The sequence below is a fragment of the Pseudomonas sp. YQ_5 genome (assembly GCF_043103305.1).
Classification (GTDB): Bacteria; Pseudomonadota; Gammaproteobacteria; order Pseudomonadales; family Pseudomonadaceae; genus Aquipseudomonas; species Aquipseudomonas putida_Y.
Genome location: NZ_JBICJS010000121.1, coordinates 17,487 through 35,265, shown reverse-complemented (window position 1 = coordinate 35,265; position 17,779 = coordinate 17,487). Strand labels below are relative to the sequence as shown.

Here is a 17,779-nt window from a genome sequence, read left to right as displayed (position 1 = left end):
TGGCCGGCAGGCCCGGCCCTTTCGCGGGTGAACCCGCTCCTACAACGGCCTGTGCCGAGCCACCGATGCGTGTGGCCCCGATCAGTGTGTAGGAGCGGGTTTACCCGCGAAGAGGCCGGCCCTGCCTACCACCGCATCCGCACCCCAAGGCTGCCGATCAGCCCGTTCAGGTCATTGTCATCCACATCACTGCTGTAATCGGCGCTGACGAACATGGCCACCGAAGGCGTCACCCGCGCCACCAGGCCCAACCCCAACTCCACCGTGGTCGAGTAGCGCGAGCTGGAAATCTTGTCGACCTGGTCCAGCTTCACCTCATCGGCATTGCTGAAGTCATACCACACGTTGGTCCGCACATAGGGCTCGATCGGCATGCCGCGCACCTCGTAGCGTCCGGACAACTTGGCACCAACCCGGCCGCTCCAGCTCGGCTGGCTGTCGAACGCCCGCAAGGTCTCCTCCTGTACCTGGTTGCCAGGGAAGAATTGCTGGTTGATCAACTGTGCCTGGGGCTCGATCACCCAGTTGCCACTCAGGCGGATCGGGTACCCGCCCTCTACCGAGAAGGTCATTGCGTGGCCACTGTCGTCCAGGCGCTGGCCGTTTTCGCCACGGCCCATTACGTCGATCCGCGAACCCATGGCCACGGCATTCAGGTGCCAGCCCTGTTCATGGGTCATGCTCCAGTACACCCCCAGGCTTTCCCCGCTCAAGTTCACCGCTTTGCGCTGCTTGTCGCCCAGCAGTGAGCGCGTGCCCTTGAAGCTGCTTTGCAGGTTGTTGTGCCCCACGAATATCCCCGCGCGGTGCACATTGCCCGCCGCCGTTTCACGCACGAACAGGTCCGGGCCGATCATCAGTTGCTGGCTGGGCGCCTCCAGCTGTGCCGGAGGCAGCGCTCGGCTGCGGGCACTGGTGGGGAAGAATTGCGCCCACTGACTGGCAATCAGGTCGGGTGCCGCCTGCCGGTGCCGTTCGCTCATCTGCTGCGAAAACGTATTGAGGGTGCCGAGGCTCAACCCATTGGCACTGACCGGGTCGAGCGACAGTGGCGTCGTTACGGGTTGCTGCAGAAAGCCGGGGGAGATGGGGTCACCCTGCAGTTCGTACGCGATCGTTTCCACCGGGGTTGCCAGAAGCAGCGACGTGGAAACCGCGTAGAAAATGCTGTCGAAGCGCAAGGGGTTCGAGGTGCTTTTCATGGCGGATCTCCTTTGTTTTTGTGGTGCAGCCCGAGAACCTGGCCTGTTGTCACGAGCTGTACTGCAAAAACAGTGGGCGACCCAAACCAGCGCGCCAGTTATCGCAAACGCGCACGAAGGCGCGAGCTAGAGGCCCGGCGCAAGATTTTTACAGCTTGGTATTGTTCAGCTAAGGAGAGGTCACCGCTTGCGTCAAGAAAACGTGAACGAAGTGTTCAAGGCGCGTCTTAACGATTAACTCATTGTTTTTTCGAACTAAGATGCAGGGTATAGCGGGGTTCGCTATTTGCCGTGCCGTGGCTATGAAGAATGATTGCTAAAGCCGCACTTCAACGGCCAGTGGCAGGTGGTCTGACAGGTGCGACCAAGGTTTGTGCCCCAGAATCCTCGGCCCATGGCTTTCGGCGTTACGCAGGTAGATGCGGTCCAGGCGCAATAGTGGCAGGCGGGCAGGGTAGGTGCGGGCGAGATGGCCGTGGTGGCGCTCGAAGGCTTCATGCAAGTCGCGTTGCAGGCCAAGGGTGCGATTACCGTGACTTTTCCAGTCGTTGAAGTCGCCGGCGATGATCACCGGCGCGTTGGCCGGCAGAGAGTCCAGCAACTTACGCAGCAACTGCAGCTGCTTTTGCCGGTGGCTTTCCAGCAGCGACAGGTGCACGCAGACCGCATGCACCTGGCCTTGTCCAGGCACCTCCAGCACACAGTGCAACAGGCCGCGGCGTTCTGGGCCGGTGATCGACACGTCCAGGTTGCGGTGCTCGATGATCGGGTACTTGGACAGCAGCGCATTGCCGTGGTGGCCGTCGGGATAGACCGCGTTGCGGCCATAGGCGAAGTCGCTCCACATGCTGTCGGCGAGGAATTCGTACTGCGAGGTCTGTGGCCAGCCGGGGTAGCGCGCAGCGTGGCGGTCGTGGCTACCCAGCACTTCCTGAAGGAAGACAATGTCGGCCTGTGTGCTGCGCACAGCCTCGCGCAGCTCTGGCAAGATAAAGCGCCGGTTGAAGGCGGTGAAGCCCTTGTGGGTGTTCACCGTCAGTACCCGCAGGCGTTTCACGGCCGGGGCCTGGCTGACACTGGCGAAACCATTACTGCCGGCTTCGAGGCTCACAATTCCTCCTGAAGTTAACCCTGCCTCACTGTCGCCGCCAGACCTTGTGGGGGCCGGTCACCGTTCCCACCGGGTTTGGCGTGGCGATTACAACGTAGGACCTTCCTGGGCTATCACTGTTCACTCCTCGTCGTACTGCAACACCATCAGCAGCATCGACCGACCCTTCACCTCGAAGGTACTGTCGAACTGCAGGTGCTGCCCCTTGCGCAACTCCGGCCGGTCGGTATCGATCAGGCAGCTCCAGTAATCGCCTTCAGGCACGGCCGGCAGCTTGAATGGCACGATGTCATGGTGGGCATTGACGATCAGCAGCACGGTGGCCTCGGCACCTGGCCGGGCGATACCACTGACCTGCGCGCGGCCATCTATCAGCATGCCCAGGCAGCGCCCGTGCGGGTCTTCCCATTGTTCAACGCTCATCTCGCTGCCATCGGGTGCCAGCCAGGTCACGTCCTTGACCCCAATTGCCTCATTGTAGTCCCCCACCAGAAAGCGTGAGCGGCGCAGCACCGGGTAGGCCAGGCGCAGACGCGTCAGACGCTTGACGAAGGCCAGCAGCTCTTCGCCTTCCTGGTCCAGGTCCCAGTTCACCCAGCCGATCTCGCTGTCCTGGCAGTAGGCGTTGTTGTTGCCGTGCTGGGTGCGGCTGAACTCGTCGCCGGCAACGATCATTGGCGTGCCCTGGGCCAGCAGCAGGGTGGCGAAGTAGTTGCGCATCTGGCGCATGCGCAGGGCATTGATCCCCGGGTCGTCGGTCGGCCCTTCGACGCCACAGTTCCACGACAGGTTGTTGTCGGTGCCGTCCTGGTTGTTTTCGTCGTTGTCTTCGTTGTGCTTGTGGTTGTAAGACACCAGGTCGCGCAGGGTGAAACCATCGTGGGCGGTGATGAAATTGACCGAGGAATAGGGCCGGCGCCCGCGGTTGTTGAACATGTCGCCCGAGGCGGTCAAGCGCGCGGCAAAATCGGCCAACTGGCCTTCGTCGCCTTTCCAGAAGGCGCGTGCGGTATCGCGAAAGCGGTCGTTCCATTCCGCCCAGCCCGGGGCGAAGTTGCCCACCTGATAGCCGCCGGGGCCGCAGTCCCACGGTTCGGCAATCAGCTTGACCTGGCTCAGCATCGGGTCCTGACGGCAGGCGACGAGGAAGCCATGACGCTCGCTGTAGCCATCGTGGTAACGGCCAAGGATGGTCGCCAGGTCGAAGCGAAAACCATCCACGTGCATTTCGCCGGCCCAGTAGCGAAGCGAATCGGTGACCAACTGCAGCACGCAGGGGTGGCTCAGGTCCAGAGTGTTGCCGGTGCCCGAGTCGTTGATGTAGTAGCGCTTGTCGTCCGGCATCAGGCGGTAGTACGAGGCATTGTCGATACCGCGCATCGACAGGGTCGGGCCGCGCTCGTTGCCTTCTGCGGTGTGGTTGTAGACCACGTCCAGGATCACCTCCAGCCCGGCGTCGTGCAGGTGCGCGACCATCTCCTTGAACTCGGCGATCTTGCCGCTGGCGAGGTAGCGCGGGTGCGGGGCGAAAAAGGCGATGCTGTTGTAGCCCCAGTAGTTGTTCAGACCCTTGTCCAGCAGGTGCTGGTCGTTGACAAAGGCGTGGATCGGCAGCAGCTCGATGCTCGACACGCCAAGGTCCTTGATGTGCTTGAGCAGCTCGTCGTTGGCCAGGCCGGCGAAGGTGCCACGCAGTTCTTCAGGCACAGCCGGGTGGCGCATGCTGATGCCGCGGGCATGCGCTTCATAGATGATCGTGCGCTCCCACGGGACCTGCACGCGCTGGTCGCGGCCCCAGGTGAACGCCGGGTCGATGACCTTGCATTTGGGCACGAAAGGCGCGCTGTCGCGCTCGTCGAATGACAGGTCACCGTCGGGATGGCCGATGGTGTAGCCGAACAGGGCCTCGGACCATTTCAGGCTGCCGACCAGTTGCTTGGCATACGGGTCGATCAGCAGTTTGTTGGGGTTGAAGCGGTGGCCGTTTTCCGGCTCGTAGGGGCCGTACACCCGGTAGCCATAGACCAGGCCGGGGTGAGCGTCGGGGAGGTAGCCGTGGTAGATCTCATCGGTGTATTCGGGCAGCTCTATGCGCTCGATTTCCTGCTCGCCAGTGGAGTCGAACAGGCACAGCTCGACCTTGGTGGCGTTGGCCGAGAACAGGGCGAAGTTGACCCCTAGGCCATCCCAGGTGGCGCCGAGGGGGAAGGGTAGGCCTTCGCGGATGCGTGATGGTGCGACCGAGCGCGTTTTCTTCGGGGTGCGGGGGCTCATGACGATCCTCAAGTGGCCGTGATGGAAGGGGAATTGTGCTGTCCTGCATTGGCCTCTTCGCGGGTAAACCCGCTCCTACAGGTCCATCACAGGTGCATGTAGGAGCGGGTTTACCCGCGAAGAGGCCGGGACAGGCTCAACCGGCAGTAGGCTTTTTCGCCGCCCGGGGCTTTTTCGCCGCAGCAGGTTTGACCCCCGGCAGGGCCGCCGCCTTGGGTTCTGCAGGCGCCTTCGGCTTGGCCGCTGCTTTCTTGCGCGGGGCTGCCTTGGGCGCCAGCGCTTCGGCCTCGGCCAGCTTGCGGGCCATTTCCCAGTGGCGTTCTTCCTCTCCTACAGGCTTACCTTCGGATTCCCAGATCTGGTAGGCAAATTCGCGAATACGCTTTTCATCGACACTCATCATGACGCTCCTGATGCTCAAGATTGTTGTATCAACACGTTGACCGGAAACTCCGCCAGCACGGCGCTCAACAGCAACTCCTTTGAAGAGCTGACCGCCGCACAGGAGAAAAGTCCCGTCGAGTTGGCAGGTGACAAGGCAAACGGCAGTACCAGCCGGGTGTCGTCCCAGTTCTTTGCCGGGATCAACGGTGTAGTGGCACCTCCGAGCAGGCTGCTGGCCAGGCGCGGAGCGACGACGATGGCGTGCTCGCCTTCCCCCAGGCGAGCAAAGGCTATGACCTTGTCAGCGTGCCGGCCCTTTACGGTCAGTGGCAGGTAGGCACCACGGCGGAACAGCTCGGCGTGGGCCTGGCGGCAGTCCAGCACCCGCGCGATCAAGGCCTGTTTGACGCGGCCGTCGCGCCAGTGGGCCAACAGCTCGGCAACCGGCGTGGCGTCGTCCAGCGTGCGACGCCTCGAAGCGTAGTCCACGGCGCGGCGGTTGTCCGGGTCGACCAGGCTGAAGTCCCAGTATTCGTTACCCTGGTACAGGTCGGGCACACCGGGTGTGGTCATGCGCAACAGGGCCTGGACCAAGCCATTGAGAGCGCCGGGGCAGGCCAGCAGCTGCGCCGCGTCGGCCAGCGACTTGCGCAGTTGCTGGTTCTCGCTGTCCAGCAGTAGGCCGTCGAGGTAACGGGCACAGGCGCCTTCGTAGGCCTCGTTCGGCGCGCTCCAGCTACTGCGTAGCTTGGCCTCGCGCAGGGCCTTCTGCTGCCACTGACGAATGCGCTCGGCGTAGTGACGCAGGGCGTTGTCGTCGTGCAGGTCGAGGTCCAAGGGCCAACTGCCGAGCAGGGTTTGTAGCAGCATCAACTCGTCGCCGGGGCTGGGCGCGGGCCCGTCGTCCAACTGCGCGCGCAGGGGGGCGGCCAACTCCCGCCAATGCTCCACCCGGCTGGCCAGCCACGTGCCGCGCTCGCTGAGTACGGCCAGGCGTGCACGCGTGTCTTCGCCGCGCTTGTGGTCGTGGGTGGCGGTGGTCAGCAGGTTGTCGGGGAAATCGCGCAGGCGCCGCTGGGCCTCGTTGTGGAAATGCATGGGGGGTGCGCTGAAGCGCTCGGCCTCGAAACCCACGTCGTTACGCGACAGCAGCCGGGCGCTGCGGTAGAAGGCGGTGTCTTCCACGGCTTTGGCGGCGCTGGGCGCAGTCAGTTGCTGGAAGCGCACGCAGGCGTGGCGCAGTTGCTTGCGGGCGCGCCCCGGTGGCAGATGCCGCCAGGCTTGCCCACCCAGCCACCGTTCAAGTTGGTCCAGTAGCGGCCAGTCAGCTTCGGCAAGGTCTTGCCGAGCGTTGGTCAGGGCCTGCTGGAAGAATGTTTCGTCCTGCGCCGGGCGCCCACAGGCATTGAAGTAGGTGCGGTAAACCGGGTAATGCGCCACCAACGCCTGCAAGGCCCGGCGAATCGCGCCCAGGGTCAGGTCACGGGTCATCAGGTCGTTGCGCGCGACCTGCAACAGTGCCTGAGCCACCGACTCGCAGTCACCGGCCAGGCTCGCGTTGAGCACCAGGTGACGGGCCTGGCGCACTTCTTCGGTGAACGCCGGGCGCTCGCTGACGTTGCTCCACAGTTCGCTCAGCGGCGCTTCGCCGGCCGGATCATGCTGCAGCAGCGACACCTGGTTCATGAACTCGTAGCCGGTGGTGCCGTCGGTAAGCCAGTCGCGGTGCAGGTGCTCGTCGGCACCCAGGATCTTTTCCACGTACAGGGGGAAGTGCTCCAGCCCTGCATTCAGCGGCCGCCGCGCCAGCAGGCTATCAACCCGCCGGCGCAGTTTGCGGCAGTAGCCACGCGGGTCGGCAAGGCCGTCGATATGGTCGATGCGCAGGCCGTCCACCAGGCCGCGCTCGATCAGTTCGAACAGCTTGGCATGGGTGGCTTCGAACACCACGGCGCGCTCCACCCGCAGGCCGCCCAGCTCGTTGATGTCGAAGAAGCGCCGCCAGTTGATGTCGTCGGCGGCGGTGCGCCAGCTGGCCAGGCGGTAGGTCTGGCGCTCCAGCAACAGGTGCAGGCGCTTGAAGCCGGCCTCGCTGCGGCTGTCGAAGGCCACAAGGGCCGATTCGAGGTCGGCGCCATCGCGCACCAGACGTGCCAGTTCGGCTTGTAGCGGCAGGCTATCGGCCAGCGGGGTGGCCGAGTCGCCCAATGCCGTGAAGCGTTCGGCCAGAACCTTCAGCACAGGCTCCGGGCTGAGCGCGAGAATCCAACCGTAATCGACCGGGCAGATCGGGAAACGATGCGCGTAATGGGCCACTTGCAGCAGCCCCTGCTGTTTGTCGAACTGCAGCGGTATCTCGCCATTTTTGAGCGCCACGCCGTAGTCGCTGCCGAGGAACGGCAACAGCAGTTGCCCGGCCAGCAGTGGGTCGCTGGAGTGCCACTGAATGTCGAAGAACTCTGCATACGGGCTGCGCCGCCCCCAGGCCAGCAGGCTTTGCCACCAGGGGTTGTCGGCACCGCCCACGGCCATGTGGTTGGACACCGTGTCGAGGATCAGCCCCATGCCATGCTGGCGCAGGGCGGCGACCAGGCGCTCCAGCGCGGCCTCGCCACCCAGTTCCGGGTTGACGCAGGTAGGATCGACCACGTCGTAGCCATGGCGCGAGCCTGCGCGGGCCTTGAGTATGGGCGAGGCATACAGGTGGCTGATGCCCAATTGGGCGAAATACGGCACCAGCGGCACGGCGTGATCGAGGGTGAAGTCGCTGTGAAATTGCAGGCGCAGGGTCGCGGTCAGTGGCTTCATCGGTCACGCTCCCACGCCTGTTCGCGGGCCTGGGCCAGCAGCTCCAGGCGCCGTGCGGCGTCCTCGTCGTCGAGCAGTTCGCGAACCGGACGGGCAAACCGCCGCCGCCAGTTGGGATGGCCGTTGGTGGTGCCCGGCAAATTGGGTTGCTCGTCGCAGCCCAGCAGGTCTTCCAACGGCACCAGCACCAGCGGCGCACGGGTATGGCCAACGAAGCGGATGGCCGCATCGATCAGCGCGTCATTGTCCTTCAGTTCGCCGTAGTTGGCTTCCAGGATGCGGCGCAGGCCGTCGCGTTCTTTCTGACGCTCGTGTCGCCAGTGCAACTCGGTAGCGGCGTCAATCAGTTGCAAGCGGTGTCTCCAGTCGATGTCGCGGTTTGCCAGCCAGCCAGCCAGTGGCGCCAGATCGTGGGTGCCGGTTGTGGCCAGGGCATTGTCCGGCCAGTCGAGAATCGGCTTGAACTGGCCCGGCTGGGTTTGCTCGAACGGCAGCACGCGCATGCCCAGCACGGCCTTTTCGGCCAGCTTTTCGCGCAGGCTGTCGGGCACGGTGCCCAGGTCTTCACCAAGGATGATCGCCTGGTGACGCACCGACTCCAGCGCCAGCAGGCGCAGCAGGTCGTCTAGCGGGTAGTCGAGGTAGGCGCCTTCGCTGGGTTTGGCCCCTTGCGGGATCAGCCATAGCCGGCGCAGGCCCATCACATGGTCGATGCGCAGGCCGCCAGCGTGGGCGAGGTTGGCCCGCAGCATTTCGATGAAGGCGCGATAGCCATTGCGCTTGAGGCCCTCGGGCGAGAAGGCGCAAATGCCCCAATCCTGGCCGATGTGGTTGAGGATGTCGGGCGGCGCACCCACGCTCAGGCCAGCCAGCAGTTCGTCCTGGCGGCTCCAGGCCTGGCTGCCGGCACCGTCAGCGCCCACCGCCAGGTCGGCGATCAGGCCCACGGCCATGCCATTGCTGCGGGCCGCTTCCTGGGCACGTTGCAGGCCACGCTCGATCAGCCACTGGCAGAAGGCGTGGAACTCGACCTTGGCCGGGTAGGCGTTGGCCAAAGCCTCCACTTCCGGGTGGTAGGGGTCGTGCCAGGCTTTGGGCCAGTTGCGCCAGTCGGCACCGAGGCCGTGCTCCACCGCCTGGGCCTGCAGCACCTCGAAGCGGCAGTGGTGCTCCAGCGTCTGGCCGCCGGCTTCGCGGAAGCTGTCAAAATCCGGGCGTAGCGGGTGGTCGCCTTGGCTGAAACCTTGGTAAAGCGCTTCAAGCAAACGCAGCCGGGCGCTGGCGGCGCGTGGCCAGTCGACCAGAGGGCGTTGCTCCAGCTCTTCGAGTTGTTGCTCCAGCCCGCACGCTTCGATGGCCATGCGCACCTCCCGTTCACCCAGCAGGGCCGCAGGGCTGGTGTACAGGGTGTTGAGCAGCAGGCGACTGGAAGGTGAGTAGGGGCTGTAGTGTTCCTGGTCGATGGCCGACAGGGCGTGAATCGGGCTGATAGCCAAGGCATCGGCGCCGCGCTCGGCGGCCGAACGGGCCAACTGCTCCAGCGCCAGGCAGTCGCCGAAGCCACCGTCGCCGGGGCGGCGCAGGCTGTACAGCTGCACTGCCAGGCCCCAGCAGCGTGGTGGCGGCTGTTGCACCTTGTCTTCCAGGCTGTGGCAGCGTGTTGGCGCCACCGCTACGGTGAAGCGGCGGCTGTCGATTTCCACCTGGTGATAGCCGATGGGCAGCTCGCCGGGCAGGCGTGCCTGGTCATCGAGGCTGAGGGTGACCGAGGTGTGATCTTCCAGGGTGCAGTGGGCCACGCTGGCGGCACTGAAGTAGCGCGCCAGCGCTAGCGGCTGGCCTAGGTCGGCGGTCAGCAAGGGCGGCAGGTGTTCGCTGTCTTCGGCGGTTTCCACCGCACGCAGGCTGGCGGCAACGGCCGCGTCGTCGCCGGCCGGGTGGCCAAGGCCTTCGAGGATGTTGCGCAGCACTTCGTCGCTGACACGCTGGGGCCTGGCATTGGCGTCAATCCAGTCGCGGCTCAGCCCGACGCTGGTTGCCAGACGGTGCAGGGCGGTTTCGCTCATGGGCGCTCCTGGGCAGGGGGAAGCAGGCTAACCACGCAGCTGTACGCAGCCAGGTGGGTATCCGGGTGGCGGGTGTCGCTGCTGTCGAACAGCCGTGTGGATGGCGCGGGCAGTTCGACGGCCTGCGGGGTGTCGGCCAGGTTCAGGTCGATGCGCAGCGTGTTGCCATTGCCCAGCCGCCAGCGCGCGGTCAGCGCTTTGTCAGCGTGCACCTCGGCGCCGAGGGCACGGCTGCCGGGCAAGTGCGGGATGACATGGCGGCGGCGCAGGTCGAGCAGTTGCTGGTAAAGGCCATGCCAGCCGGCGATCACCGCCTTGTTCTGCGGGCGTGAAGAGGCGAACGTCTGTTCGGCGTTGGGGTCGGGAATGTGCTCACGCTGCTTGGGGTCGGCGAACGCGGTGAAGTGGGCGAATTCGCCACGACGGCCTTCGCGTACCGCGTCGGCCAGCGCGTCATGGAAGTCGGTAAAAAACAGGAACGGCTGGCAACTGCCGGCTTCGTCGCCCATGAACAGCAGAGGGATCATGGGTGCCAGCAGCAACAGGCCGGTGGCTGCCCGCAAGGCTGGCACGGGGCACAGGCGGGTCAGGCGCTCACCCAGCGCGCGGTTGCCGATCTGGTCGTGGTTCTGCAGGAACAACACGAAGGCGCTGGGTGGCAAATGCCCGCTGGGTTCGCCGCGTGGTTTGCCATGCCGGTTGGCCTGGCCCTGGAACACGAAACCTTCGCCAAGGCACCGTGCCAGTTGGTCGATGGGGCGATGCTGGTAGTCGGCATAGTAGCCTTCGATTTCACCGGTCAGCAGCACATGCAGGGCATTGTGGCCGTCATCGTTCCACTGGGCGTCGTAACCCTGTTCCAGCAGCTCCGCCTGGTTGTGCTCGTTCTCCAGCACCAACCACACGTGCCGGCCTGGTTCTATGGCGGCGCGCACCCGTTGGGCCAGCTCGATCAAAAAATCGGGCTGGTCGATGGCATGCACGGCATCCAGGCGCAGGCCGTCGCAGCGGTAGTCGCACAGCCACATCAGGGCATTCTGGATAAAGTACTCGCGCACCTGCGGGCGGCGAAAGTCGATGGCCGCGCCCCAGGGTGTCTGCCGGTCTTCACGGAAGAACGGGCTGGCGTACTGGTGCAGGTAATTGCCGTCGGGGCCGAAGTGGTTGTACACCACATCGACCAGCACCATCAGCCTGTGGCCGTGGGCCTGGTCGACCAGTGCGCACAGTTGCTCGGGGCTGCCGTAGGTGTTCTGTGGGGCGTATGGCAGTACGCCGTCGTAACCCCAGTTGCGTTCGCCAGGGAACTGCCCCAGCGGCATCAATTCGATCGCGCTGATGCCCAGTTCGGCCAGGCGCGGCAATTGCCGGGCAACCCCGGCGTACCCCCCGAGCAGGCCAACATGCACCTCCTGGATCACGGCCTCATGCCAAGGTCGGCCTTGCCACGGGTGTTGCCAGGCGTAACCGGCCACATCCACGATCTGGCTCGGCCCGTGGACGCCGTCGGGTTGGTAGCGCGAGGCCGGGTCGGCCACCTGCAGCTCACCGTCGATACGGTAGTGGTAACGGTCACCGGCCTGGCATGGCGCCACGCCGCTGTACCAGCCCTCATCATCCGGCAGCAGTTCGATGGCCGGCTGCCGCTCCAGCTCCACGCTCACGCTGCGCGCATCCGGCGCCCAGAGGGCGAAGCGCGCCGACGTGGCGTCCAGCAAGTGTGCGCCATGTCTGTGCATCTTCTGACCCCCGCTCAGTAGTGGCTCAGCTGTGCCTGCTTGACCAGGTCCTCGTACAGGCGGGCGTAGGGTTCAACCGCCTGGCACCAGTTGAACGGCTGGGTCATCGACAGGCAGCGCATGGCGTTCAGCAGGTCCTTCTTGCCATATACATAAAAGGCGCGGCTGAGTGCCTGGCGATAGCTCTCGACGGTAGACTCGTTGAACAGGAAGCCTGTCACGCCGCACTCGATGGTGTCGGCCAGGCCGCCGGTATTGCGTGCCACCGGCAGCGAGCCGAAGCGTTGCGCGTACATCTGGCTGAGGCCGCACGGCTCGTAGCGCGACGGCATCAGCAGGAAATCGCTGCCGGCGAACATGCGCCGGGCGTCGGTTTCATTGAAGCCGATACGCACACCGATGCGGCCCGGGTGACGCAGCGCCAGCTCGCGCATGGCCTGTTCCTCTTCCGGTTCGCCGCGGCCGATGATCGCAATCTGCCCGCCCTGCTCGACGATGTAGTCGGCCACCCCCAGAGTCAGGTCCAGGCCCTTTTGATAGACCAGCCGCGACACCACGGCGAATAACGGGCCTTCGGAATCTTCCAGGCCGAACAGCTCACGTACCTCCTGGGTGTTACGCGCTTTGCCCTCCCAGTCATTGATGCTGAAGTTGTGCTGCAGGTGCTTGTCGGTGGCCGAGTCCCAGCTTTCGTCGATGCCGTTGGGGATGCCACCGAGCAGGCCTTGCTGGGCCTTGCTGGCGAGGAAGCCGTCCAGGCCGCAACCGAATTCCGGGGTGGTGATTTCCCGGGCGTAGGTGGCGCTGACTGTGGTGATGTGGCTGGAGTAGGCCAGCCCGGCCTTGAGGAACGACAGCTTGCCGTAGAACTCCATGCCTTCCTGCTGCATGGCATGTTCGGGTATCGCCAGCTCCGGGCTGCAGCCGCGGCTGTACACACCTTGGTACGCCAGGTTGTGGATGGTGAACAACGTGGGCGTATTCAAGCCGCGCCAGTGCATGTAGGCCGGGGCCAGGCCGGCGGGCCAGTCATGCGCGTGCACCACTTCCGGCGTCCAGTGGATCTTGCCTTCGCCAGCAGCGATTTCGGCAGCAGCCAGGCCCAGGCGGGCAAAGCGGATGTGGTTGTCGGGCCAGTCGCGGCCATTGTTGGCACCATAGGGTGTGCCGTCGCGCTGGTACAGTTCGGGGCAGATCAACACATAGATGACCAGGCCGTCGGCCATGTCCATGCGCCCGATCTTGCATGGCGGCAGGGCCGCATGGCCGCCCAGCTCACCCACGATATGTATCGGGTTGTCGCTTTCCATTACCTGGCGGTAGCCGGGGATAAGTACCCGCACATCGTGCAGGTGCGCCAGGGCACGGGGCAGGGCAGCGGACACGTCACCCAGGCCGCCGGTTTTCACCAGGTCGGCGATTTCCGAAGTCACGAACAGAATCTTGCGCATGTTCGGGTTGTGCTGGCGCTGGGCGCGCGGTGCCTTGCCTGTCGTGGCGAAATCCGGGGTGAGCGGCTCGCGGTTATCCGGTTTGAAAGCGTCTACGTGAGGCTCGACAGCGGCACTGATCATACTTCTCTCCGTCCCTATGCATGGTCGGGTGCTGGCACCCGTGGCGATGTTTCGTGCTGGTTCTCTCTGCTTGCTGAATGCTGCGTAGTGCGTTCCATGCCCCAGTGCTGTGCGCGCACGCACGGCGCGATCGGCGTTCCGGCCGAAAGCGATTGGGCTGTTAGGTTGGTGGCCGTGGCTGGGAAGTCCCTTTGCGTTTGGCCTACTTAGTTCCTGACCTGCCCGCTTTCCGTAAAGTTCGACTTTTTTCGTCACTCTTCCGTTGAGCAAATGGCGGGCCGAAACCCGAGTGTAGGAGAGAAAAAGGTGAAAAGGTGACCCGCTGGTCACTATTGTGATGCCGCGGAATAGACGCAAACGTTGGCGCATGGAAACGGATGTGAAGGCATGGCTGGCGAGGGGGGGGAGGGGGCGAACTGCATGCCCCGTTCATGATGGTAGCGCACTGTTTTGGTGCGCTCTCGTGCCGCCAACTGCGACTGGCTGCTGCATGTCCGGATGTGCCCAGTCCTATATCGGTGCGACGCCCTGCAAAGGGGCGAGTAACCAAGCGGTTCAAGAAGTTTGGATCGAATAATTGTCTGAGTTGCAGAGTCGGCAGTTCGGCAAACGGGTCGCATGATAAAAAGTTGTCAGTTTATGCTGTAGGAAATTGCCTGCAGAATCGCCATTTATATTAAACACAGCGTTCCTGTCTTATCGTGGTGATACGGTCTAAGTTGCTCCTGAACCCACTGCCTCATCCTGATCGCTGTCATGGAGTGAAGCCCGCAATGCCAAGCATTTAGCGGGTTTGCACCTTGGTGGTTGGCCAATTTCGTTCGACATTCTCATCTTGAAGAAAGCCAGGGTGTGGTTGTTTTTCGCCGGTAAACATGATGGCGGGTAGAGCAACTCATGAAACAGTCTGACTTTCGCTTCAGTTTTCAGGCGCTCGCCGGGCGCACGGAATTCGAAGTGGTTTCATTCAAGCTGGATGAAACCCTCAACCAGCCATTTGTGCTGAACCTGGAACTTGTGAGCTACGAAAGTGATATCGACTTCGGCCACGTCCTCGACAAGCCTGCGCTATTCACCCTTTATTGCGCAGATCGGCCACTGCGTCATGTGCATGGCTTGGTCAGTGCCTTCAGCCAGGGCGAAACCGGCTTTTGTCGCACGCGCTACCACGCTGTGGTCGAGCCGCAACTGGCCCGCGCGCGGTTGCGTTCGAACTGGCGGATCTTTCAGCAGAAAACCGTGCCGCAGATTCTTGAACTCATGTTCATGCGTCAGGGCATCACCCGCTTTGAGCTGAAAAGCAGCGCGCAGCACCAGGTGCGGGAGTTTTGTGTCCAGGCGGGTGAAACCGACCTCGACTTCATCCATCGCCTTGCCGCTGAAGAGGGGTTCGTCTACCGCTTCGAACACTGCGCCCGGCAGCACACGCTGATCGTTACCGACCGCCTGCTGTCGTTTGGGCTGCTCAGCCGGGGCGCGCTCAAGACAGCGGACGACGAGGCGCTTTGGCTGGATGAGGATGATGTCGGCCCCGACAAGGTGCTGTACCACGCCAGCAGTGGTGGCGACCAGGCCCGCGCGTGCCTGCGGCGCTTGCGCTATTGCGAGCAGGTACGTACAGCGCGGCAAGTGCAGCGCGACTACACCTTCACCAACCCGGCCTACCGCCAGGAGCACAAGGCTCAGACCATTGGCGTCACGCACCAGTCCCTGGACTACGAGCGCTTTGATTACCCGGGGCGCTACAAGCGCGATGCGGTGGGCAAGCCCTTCACTGAAACTCGGCTGACGGCGCTGCGCCACGACGCATGCCTGGCCGAAGTGCAGGGCGACGATGTGCGCCTGCAGACAGGCCTGAGCTTCACCCTCGTCGGCCACCCGCGGGAAGACCTCAATGTTCACTGGCGCGTGATCAGCCTGTGTCACGAAGGTACCCAGCTCACCAGCCTGCAGGAAGAAGCTGCTGGCGCTGAACAAGGCACCCGCTACGTGAACGATGCGCTGCTGGTGCAGGGCATGGTCGAGTGGCGCCCGGCCCCCATGGCCAAGCCGCGCATTGATGGCCCACACATGGCCACCGTGGTCGGCCCGCCTGGTGAGGAGATCTATTGCGACGAATGGGGGAGGGTCAAGGTCAGCTTCCCGTGGGACCGGGAGAGCAAGAACAACGAGTTCAGTTCCTGCTGGATACGGGTGTCGCAAGGCTGGGCTGGTGGCAGCTGGGGTTCGATGGCCATCCCGCGTATTGGCCAGGATGTGATTGTCCAGTTCGTCAATGGCGACCCCGACCAGCCGATGATCACCGGGCGCACCTACTGCGGTGACCAGCTGCCGCCGTACGACCTTCCGGACCACAAGACCCGCATGACCATCAAGAGCCAGACCCATAAAGGTGATGGCTTCAACGAGTTGCGCTTCGAAGACGAACTGGGGCGGCAGGAAGTGTTCATTCATGCCGAGCGCGACCAGAACAATGTTGTGAAACACAACGAAACCACGTTCATTGGCAATGACCGTAGCGAACGCGTCGAGCATGACGAAGTGGTGGACATCGGCGGCAACCGCAGCGTCAAGGTTGGCGCCAGCAAGCGCGAAACGGTCGCCCTTGGCAAAGTCGAAAGTATTGGCCTGGGCAAGTCGCTGGCCGTCGGCGGGGCGCTAAGTGTAATGGTCGGCCTTGAGGCCACCGAGCAGGTCGCGCTGGACAAGCGCGTGCAGGTCGGCGGGCTACTGCGGGTCGACGCCGATGAGGATGTGTCGATCACCAGCCATCACGGCCACGTGCATATCGACAGCCGAACGTCGCTGACCCTGAGCTGCGGCGGGGCCTTCATCAAGCTGGGCGATGGCCGCATCGAAATCGGTTGCCCCGAGCCACTGCTGTTACACGCCATCGCCCAGGTCAAGGCGCCTGCACGTTACGGAGTGCCGCCTGCACCCGAGCAGGACGAAATCGAATTTCGCCTGGTGCATGCCGACGGTACGCCGATTGCGGGCACGGCCTACGTGGCAACGTTGTCCGATGGCACCCAGCGCCAGGGCGTGGTCGACCAGAACGGCTATGCCCGCCTGGCTGGCGTAACCCCCGGTTGCAGCGCCCAGGTGCGCTACGAAGTTGGCCCAGGCCCGCTGCAGCTGACGACCGCAACCGAGCTGGATACTGCCTTGCAGGCATTGCTTGCCGGCTGCACCTCGACAGGTGGCCAGCCATGAGTTCGACGGCTGACTGGCTGGATGAAGCGGTGGAGAAAGTGGCCGACGGCTTTGGCTGGCTGCGTGACCTGGTGCTTGGCGAGTTTGCCGAGGAGCGGCCACTGAGCGTGGTCATCGCCGACATGCTTCTGTCGTTGGTGCCGGGGGTGGTGATCGTGCTCAGTGCCCGCGACCTGGCTGCGGTGTGCCTGCGCCTGGGCAAGCGCTACGCGGCGGACGGCAGCCAGGCAGCGCCGCAGCCGCCAGAATGGCAAGAGTGGGTGTTGCTGGTGGCCTGCCTGATGACCTTGATCGCGCCGATCATCGGTGCTGTGGCGGGGGCGGTGGGCACGCCCGTGGGGTCGGTGGCAGGAGCACTGGTTGGGCAGGAAGCAGCAGCGTTCTTGCGTGGTTTGTGCTTGCTGCTGATCCGTGAAAGCCAGGTCATCCTGCAGACAGTGGTTGCGTTTCTCGGCAAGTTCACCCGCGGCAGCGTGGAGTTCTGGCTGCGTCAGGTCAGGTTCGCGAGCTATGAAAAGGACTTGCTGGCCTACCTGAACCTGTTTTTGACCAAGGTGCTCGCGGCAACGGCAAAGCTTCGCAGCTACCTGGGCAACTGGCCGTTCAACCAGGCGGCCTCGCACCTGTTGGTGCGGTTGCAGGCCATGGAAGCGCAGTTCTACGCCGTGCAGGTGCATGCCGTGCGGGAAATCCCCCATGCGCTGATGCAGCTCGATGCCAGGCTGGCCAAGGTGCTGGAGCAGGCCAGCGACCTGCCCGCGCAGGTTGCGCAAGCCGGGGTGCATGCGCAAAAGCCGGTGCCCATGGCCATGAGTGGTGGGCGGGTGACATCTGGCATCGGCATGCGCCCGCGTTACCTTGAGCGCCCCGAGGGTGGGCTCGGCCCGCCCGTACCCACGTCGCCGACAGTCGCTGCGCAGGGTGCCAATGTGCACGTGTTCGATCACGCGATGGCGACCCGGGCGCAGAAGGGCATTTATGGGGAGGTGGTTAGTGATCAGTACATGCTCGGCAAGGGCCATGAAAACCTGTTGTCCGCCGCGCGTGGGCCTCGCAGCCTGGAAATGAAACCCACCGGGCGTGGGCTGGATGGCGTCTATCGTAATGCCCATCCGCCACCACCGTTCATTATTACCGAGACCAAGTATCGAACGGGCGGCGCGTTTTCGCCGGGTAGTTTGCCGGTTACGAAGGGGAGTGAGGGGTTCCCGAGGGCCAGGCAGATGAGTGATGCGTGGATTGAGCCTAGGCTTGACTTAGATCTTGGGAAAAAGCAGGCGGAAGAAATTGCATTCTCTGGATATGAGCGTTGGTTAATGATCGTAGATGAAAGTGGTGTGGTGACGAAAATAGTCAAGCTCGACGAAAATGCAAAATTTATCGGCAATGTAATTTATTAGGAGTGTGT

10 protein-coding genes are annotated in these 17,779 nt (G+C 63.7%); 2 read left to right on the top strand and 8 right to left on the bottom strand.

The window, feature by feature from the left end; genetic code table 11:
• Positions 1-125: 125 nt before the first annotated feature.
• From ACF8EA_RS25990 to glgA, 8 genes are all read right to left on the bottom strand, one after another.
• Positions 126-1,202, bottom strand: a complete 1,077-nt coding sequence (locus ACF8EA_RS25990) for an autotransporter domain-containing protein (protein ID WP_392523750.1) — start codon at positions 1,200-1,202, stop codon at positions 126-128.
• A gap of 316 nt (positions 1,203-1,518) precedes the next feature.
• Positions 1,519-2,313: an endonuclease/exonuclease/phosphatase family protein gene (locus ACF8EA_RS25985; RefSeq protein ID WP_103469827.1), complete on the bottom strand. Its 795-nt coding sequence runs from the start codon at positions 2,311-2,313 to the stop codon at positions 1,519-1,521.
• Positions 2,314-2,433: 120 nt separating this feature from the next.
• Positions 2,434-4,587 carry a glycogen debranching protein GlgX gene (gene glgX, locus ACF8EA_RS25980; protein ID WP_392523749.1) on the bottom strand — a complete coding sequence of 718 codons (2,154 nt, stop codon included), beginning with the start codon at positions 4,585-4,587 and terminating at the stop codon, positions 2,434-2,436.
• 136 nt (positions 4,588-4,723) lie between these two features.
• Positions 4,724-4,990 carry a DUF2934 domain-containing protein gene (locus tag ACF8EA_RS25975; RefSeq protein WP_103462310.1) on the bottom strand — a complete coding sequence of 89 codons (267 nt, stop codon included), beginning with the start codon at positions 4,988-4,990 and terminating at the stop codon, positions 4,724-4,726.
• 14 nt (positions 4,991-5,004) lie between these two features.
• The gene (locus ACF8EA_RS25970; protein ID WP_392523747.1) at positions 5,005-7,779 is read right to left on the bottom strand and encodes a malto-oligosyltrehalose synthase; all 2,775 of its coding nucleotides are present in this window, start codon (positions 7,777-7,779) and stop codon (positions 5,005-5,007) included.
• Positions 7,776-9,845 (bottom strand): 4-alpha-glucanotransferase, encoded by a 2,070-nt coding sequence (malQ, locus tag ACF8EA_RS25965; RefSeq protein WP_392523745.1) that lies wholly within the window; start codon positions 9,843-9,845, stop codon positions 7,776-7,778. Before malQ ends, ACF8EA_RS25970 begins: the two co-directional genes overlap by 4 nt.
• Complete coding sequence (gene treZ, locus ACF8EA_RS25960; protein WP_392523744.1) at positions 9,842-11,584, bottom strand: malto-oligosyltrehalose trehalohydrolase; 1,743 nt, start codon at positions 11,582-11,584, stop codon at positions 9,842-9,844. Before treZ ends, malQ begins: the two co-directional genes overlap by 4 nt.
• 14 nt (positions 11,585-11,598) lie before the next feature.
• A complete protein-coding gene (glgA, locus tag ACF8EA_RS25955) occupies positions 11,599-13,158 on the bottom strand; it encodes a glycogen synthase GlgA (protein WP_392523743.1) in 1,560 nt (519 codons plus the stop codon).
• An 897-nt stretch (positions 13,159-14,055) separates the two neighbouring features.
• Between glgA and ACF8EA_RS25950 the strand changes: the two genes are divergently transcribed.
• A complete protein-coding gene (locus ACF8EA_RS25950; protein WP_392523741.1) occupies positions 14,056-16,371 on the top strand; it encodes a type VI secretion system Vgr family protein in 2,316 nt (771 codons plus the stop codon).
• Positions 16,368-17,771, top strand: a complete 1,404-nt coding sequence (locus tag ACF8EA_RS25945) for a hypothetical protein (protein WP_392523739.1) — start codon at positions 16,368-16,370, stop codon at positions 17,769-17,771. Before ACF8EA_RS25950 ends, ACF8EA_RS25945 begins: the two co-directional genes overlap by 4 nt.
• Positions 17,772-17,779 lie beyond the last annotated feature (8 nt).

Bases quoted from the DNA above. Each gene is read 5' to 3' on its own strand.
- ACF8EA_RS25950 (WP_392523741.1), top strand. From the start codon at position 14,056: ATGAAACAGTCTGACTTTCGCTTCAGTTTTCAGGCGCTCGCCGGGCGC.
- glgX (WP_392523749.1), bottom strand. From the start codon at position 4,587: ATGAGCCCCCGCACCCCGAAGAAAACGCGCTCGGTCGCACCATCACGC.
- ACF8EA_RS25970 (WP_392523747.1), bottom strand. From the start codon at position 7,779: ATGAAGCCACTGACCGCGACCCTGCGCCTGCAATTTCACAGCGACTTC.
- glgA (WP_392523743.1), bottom strand. From the start codon at position 13,158: ATGATCAGTGCCGCTGTCGAGCCTCACGTAGACGCTTTCAAACCGGAT.
- treZ (WP_392523744.1), bottom strand. From the start codon at position 11,584: ATGCACAGACATGGCGCACACTTGCTGGACGCCACGTCGGCGCGCTTC.
- ACF8EA_RS25990 (WP_392523750.1), bottom strand. From the start codon at position 1,202: ATGAAAAGCACCTCGAACCCCTTGCGCTTCGACAGCATTTTCTACGCG.
- malQ (WP_392523745.1), bottom strand. From the start codon at position 9,845: ATGAGCGAAACCGCCCTGCACCGTCTGGCAACCAGCGTCGGGCTGAGC.
- ACF8EA_RS25945 (WP_392523739.1), top strand. From the start codon at position 16,368: ATGAGTTCGACGGCTGACTGGCTGGATGAAGCGGTGGAGAAAGTGGCC.
- ACF8EA_RS25975 (WP_103462310.1), bottom strand. From the start codon at position 4,990: ATGATGAGTGTCGATGAAAAGCGTATTCGCGAATTTGCCTACCAGATC.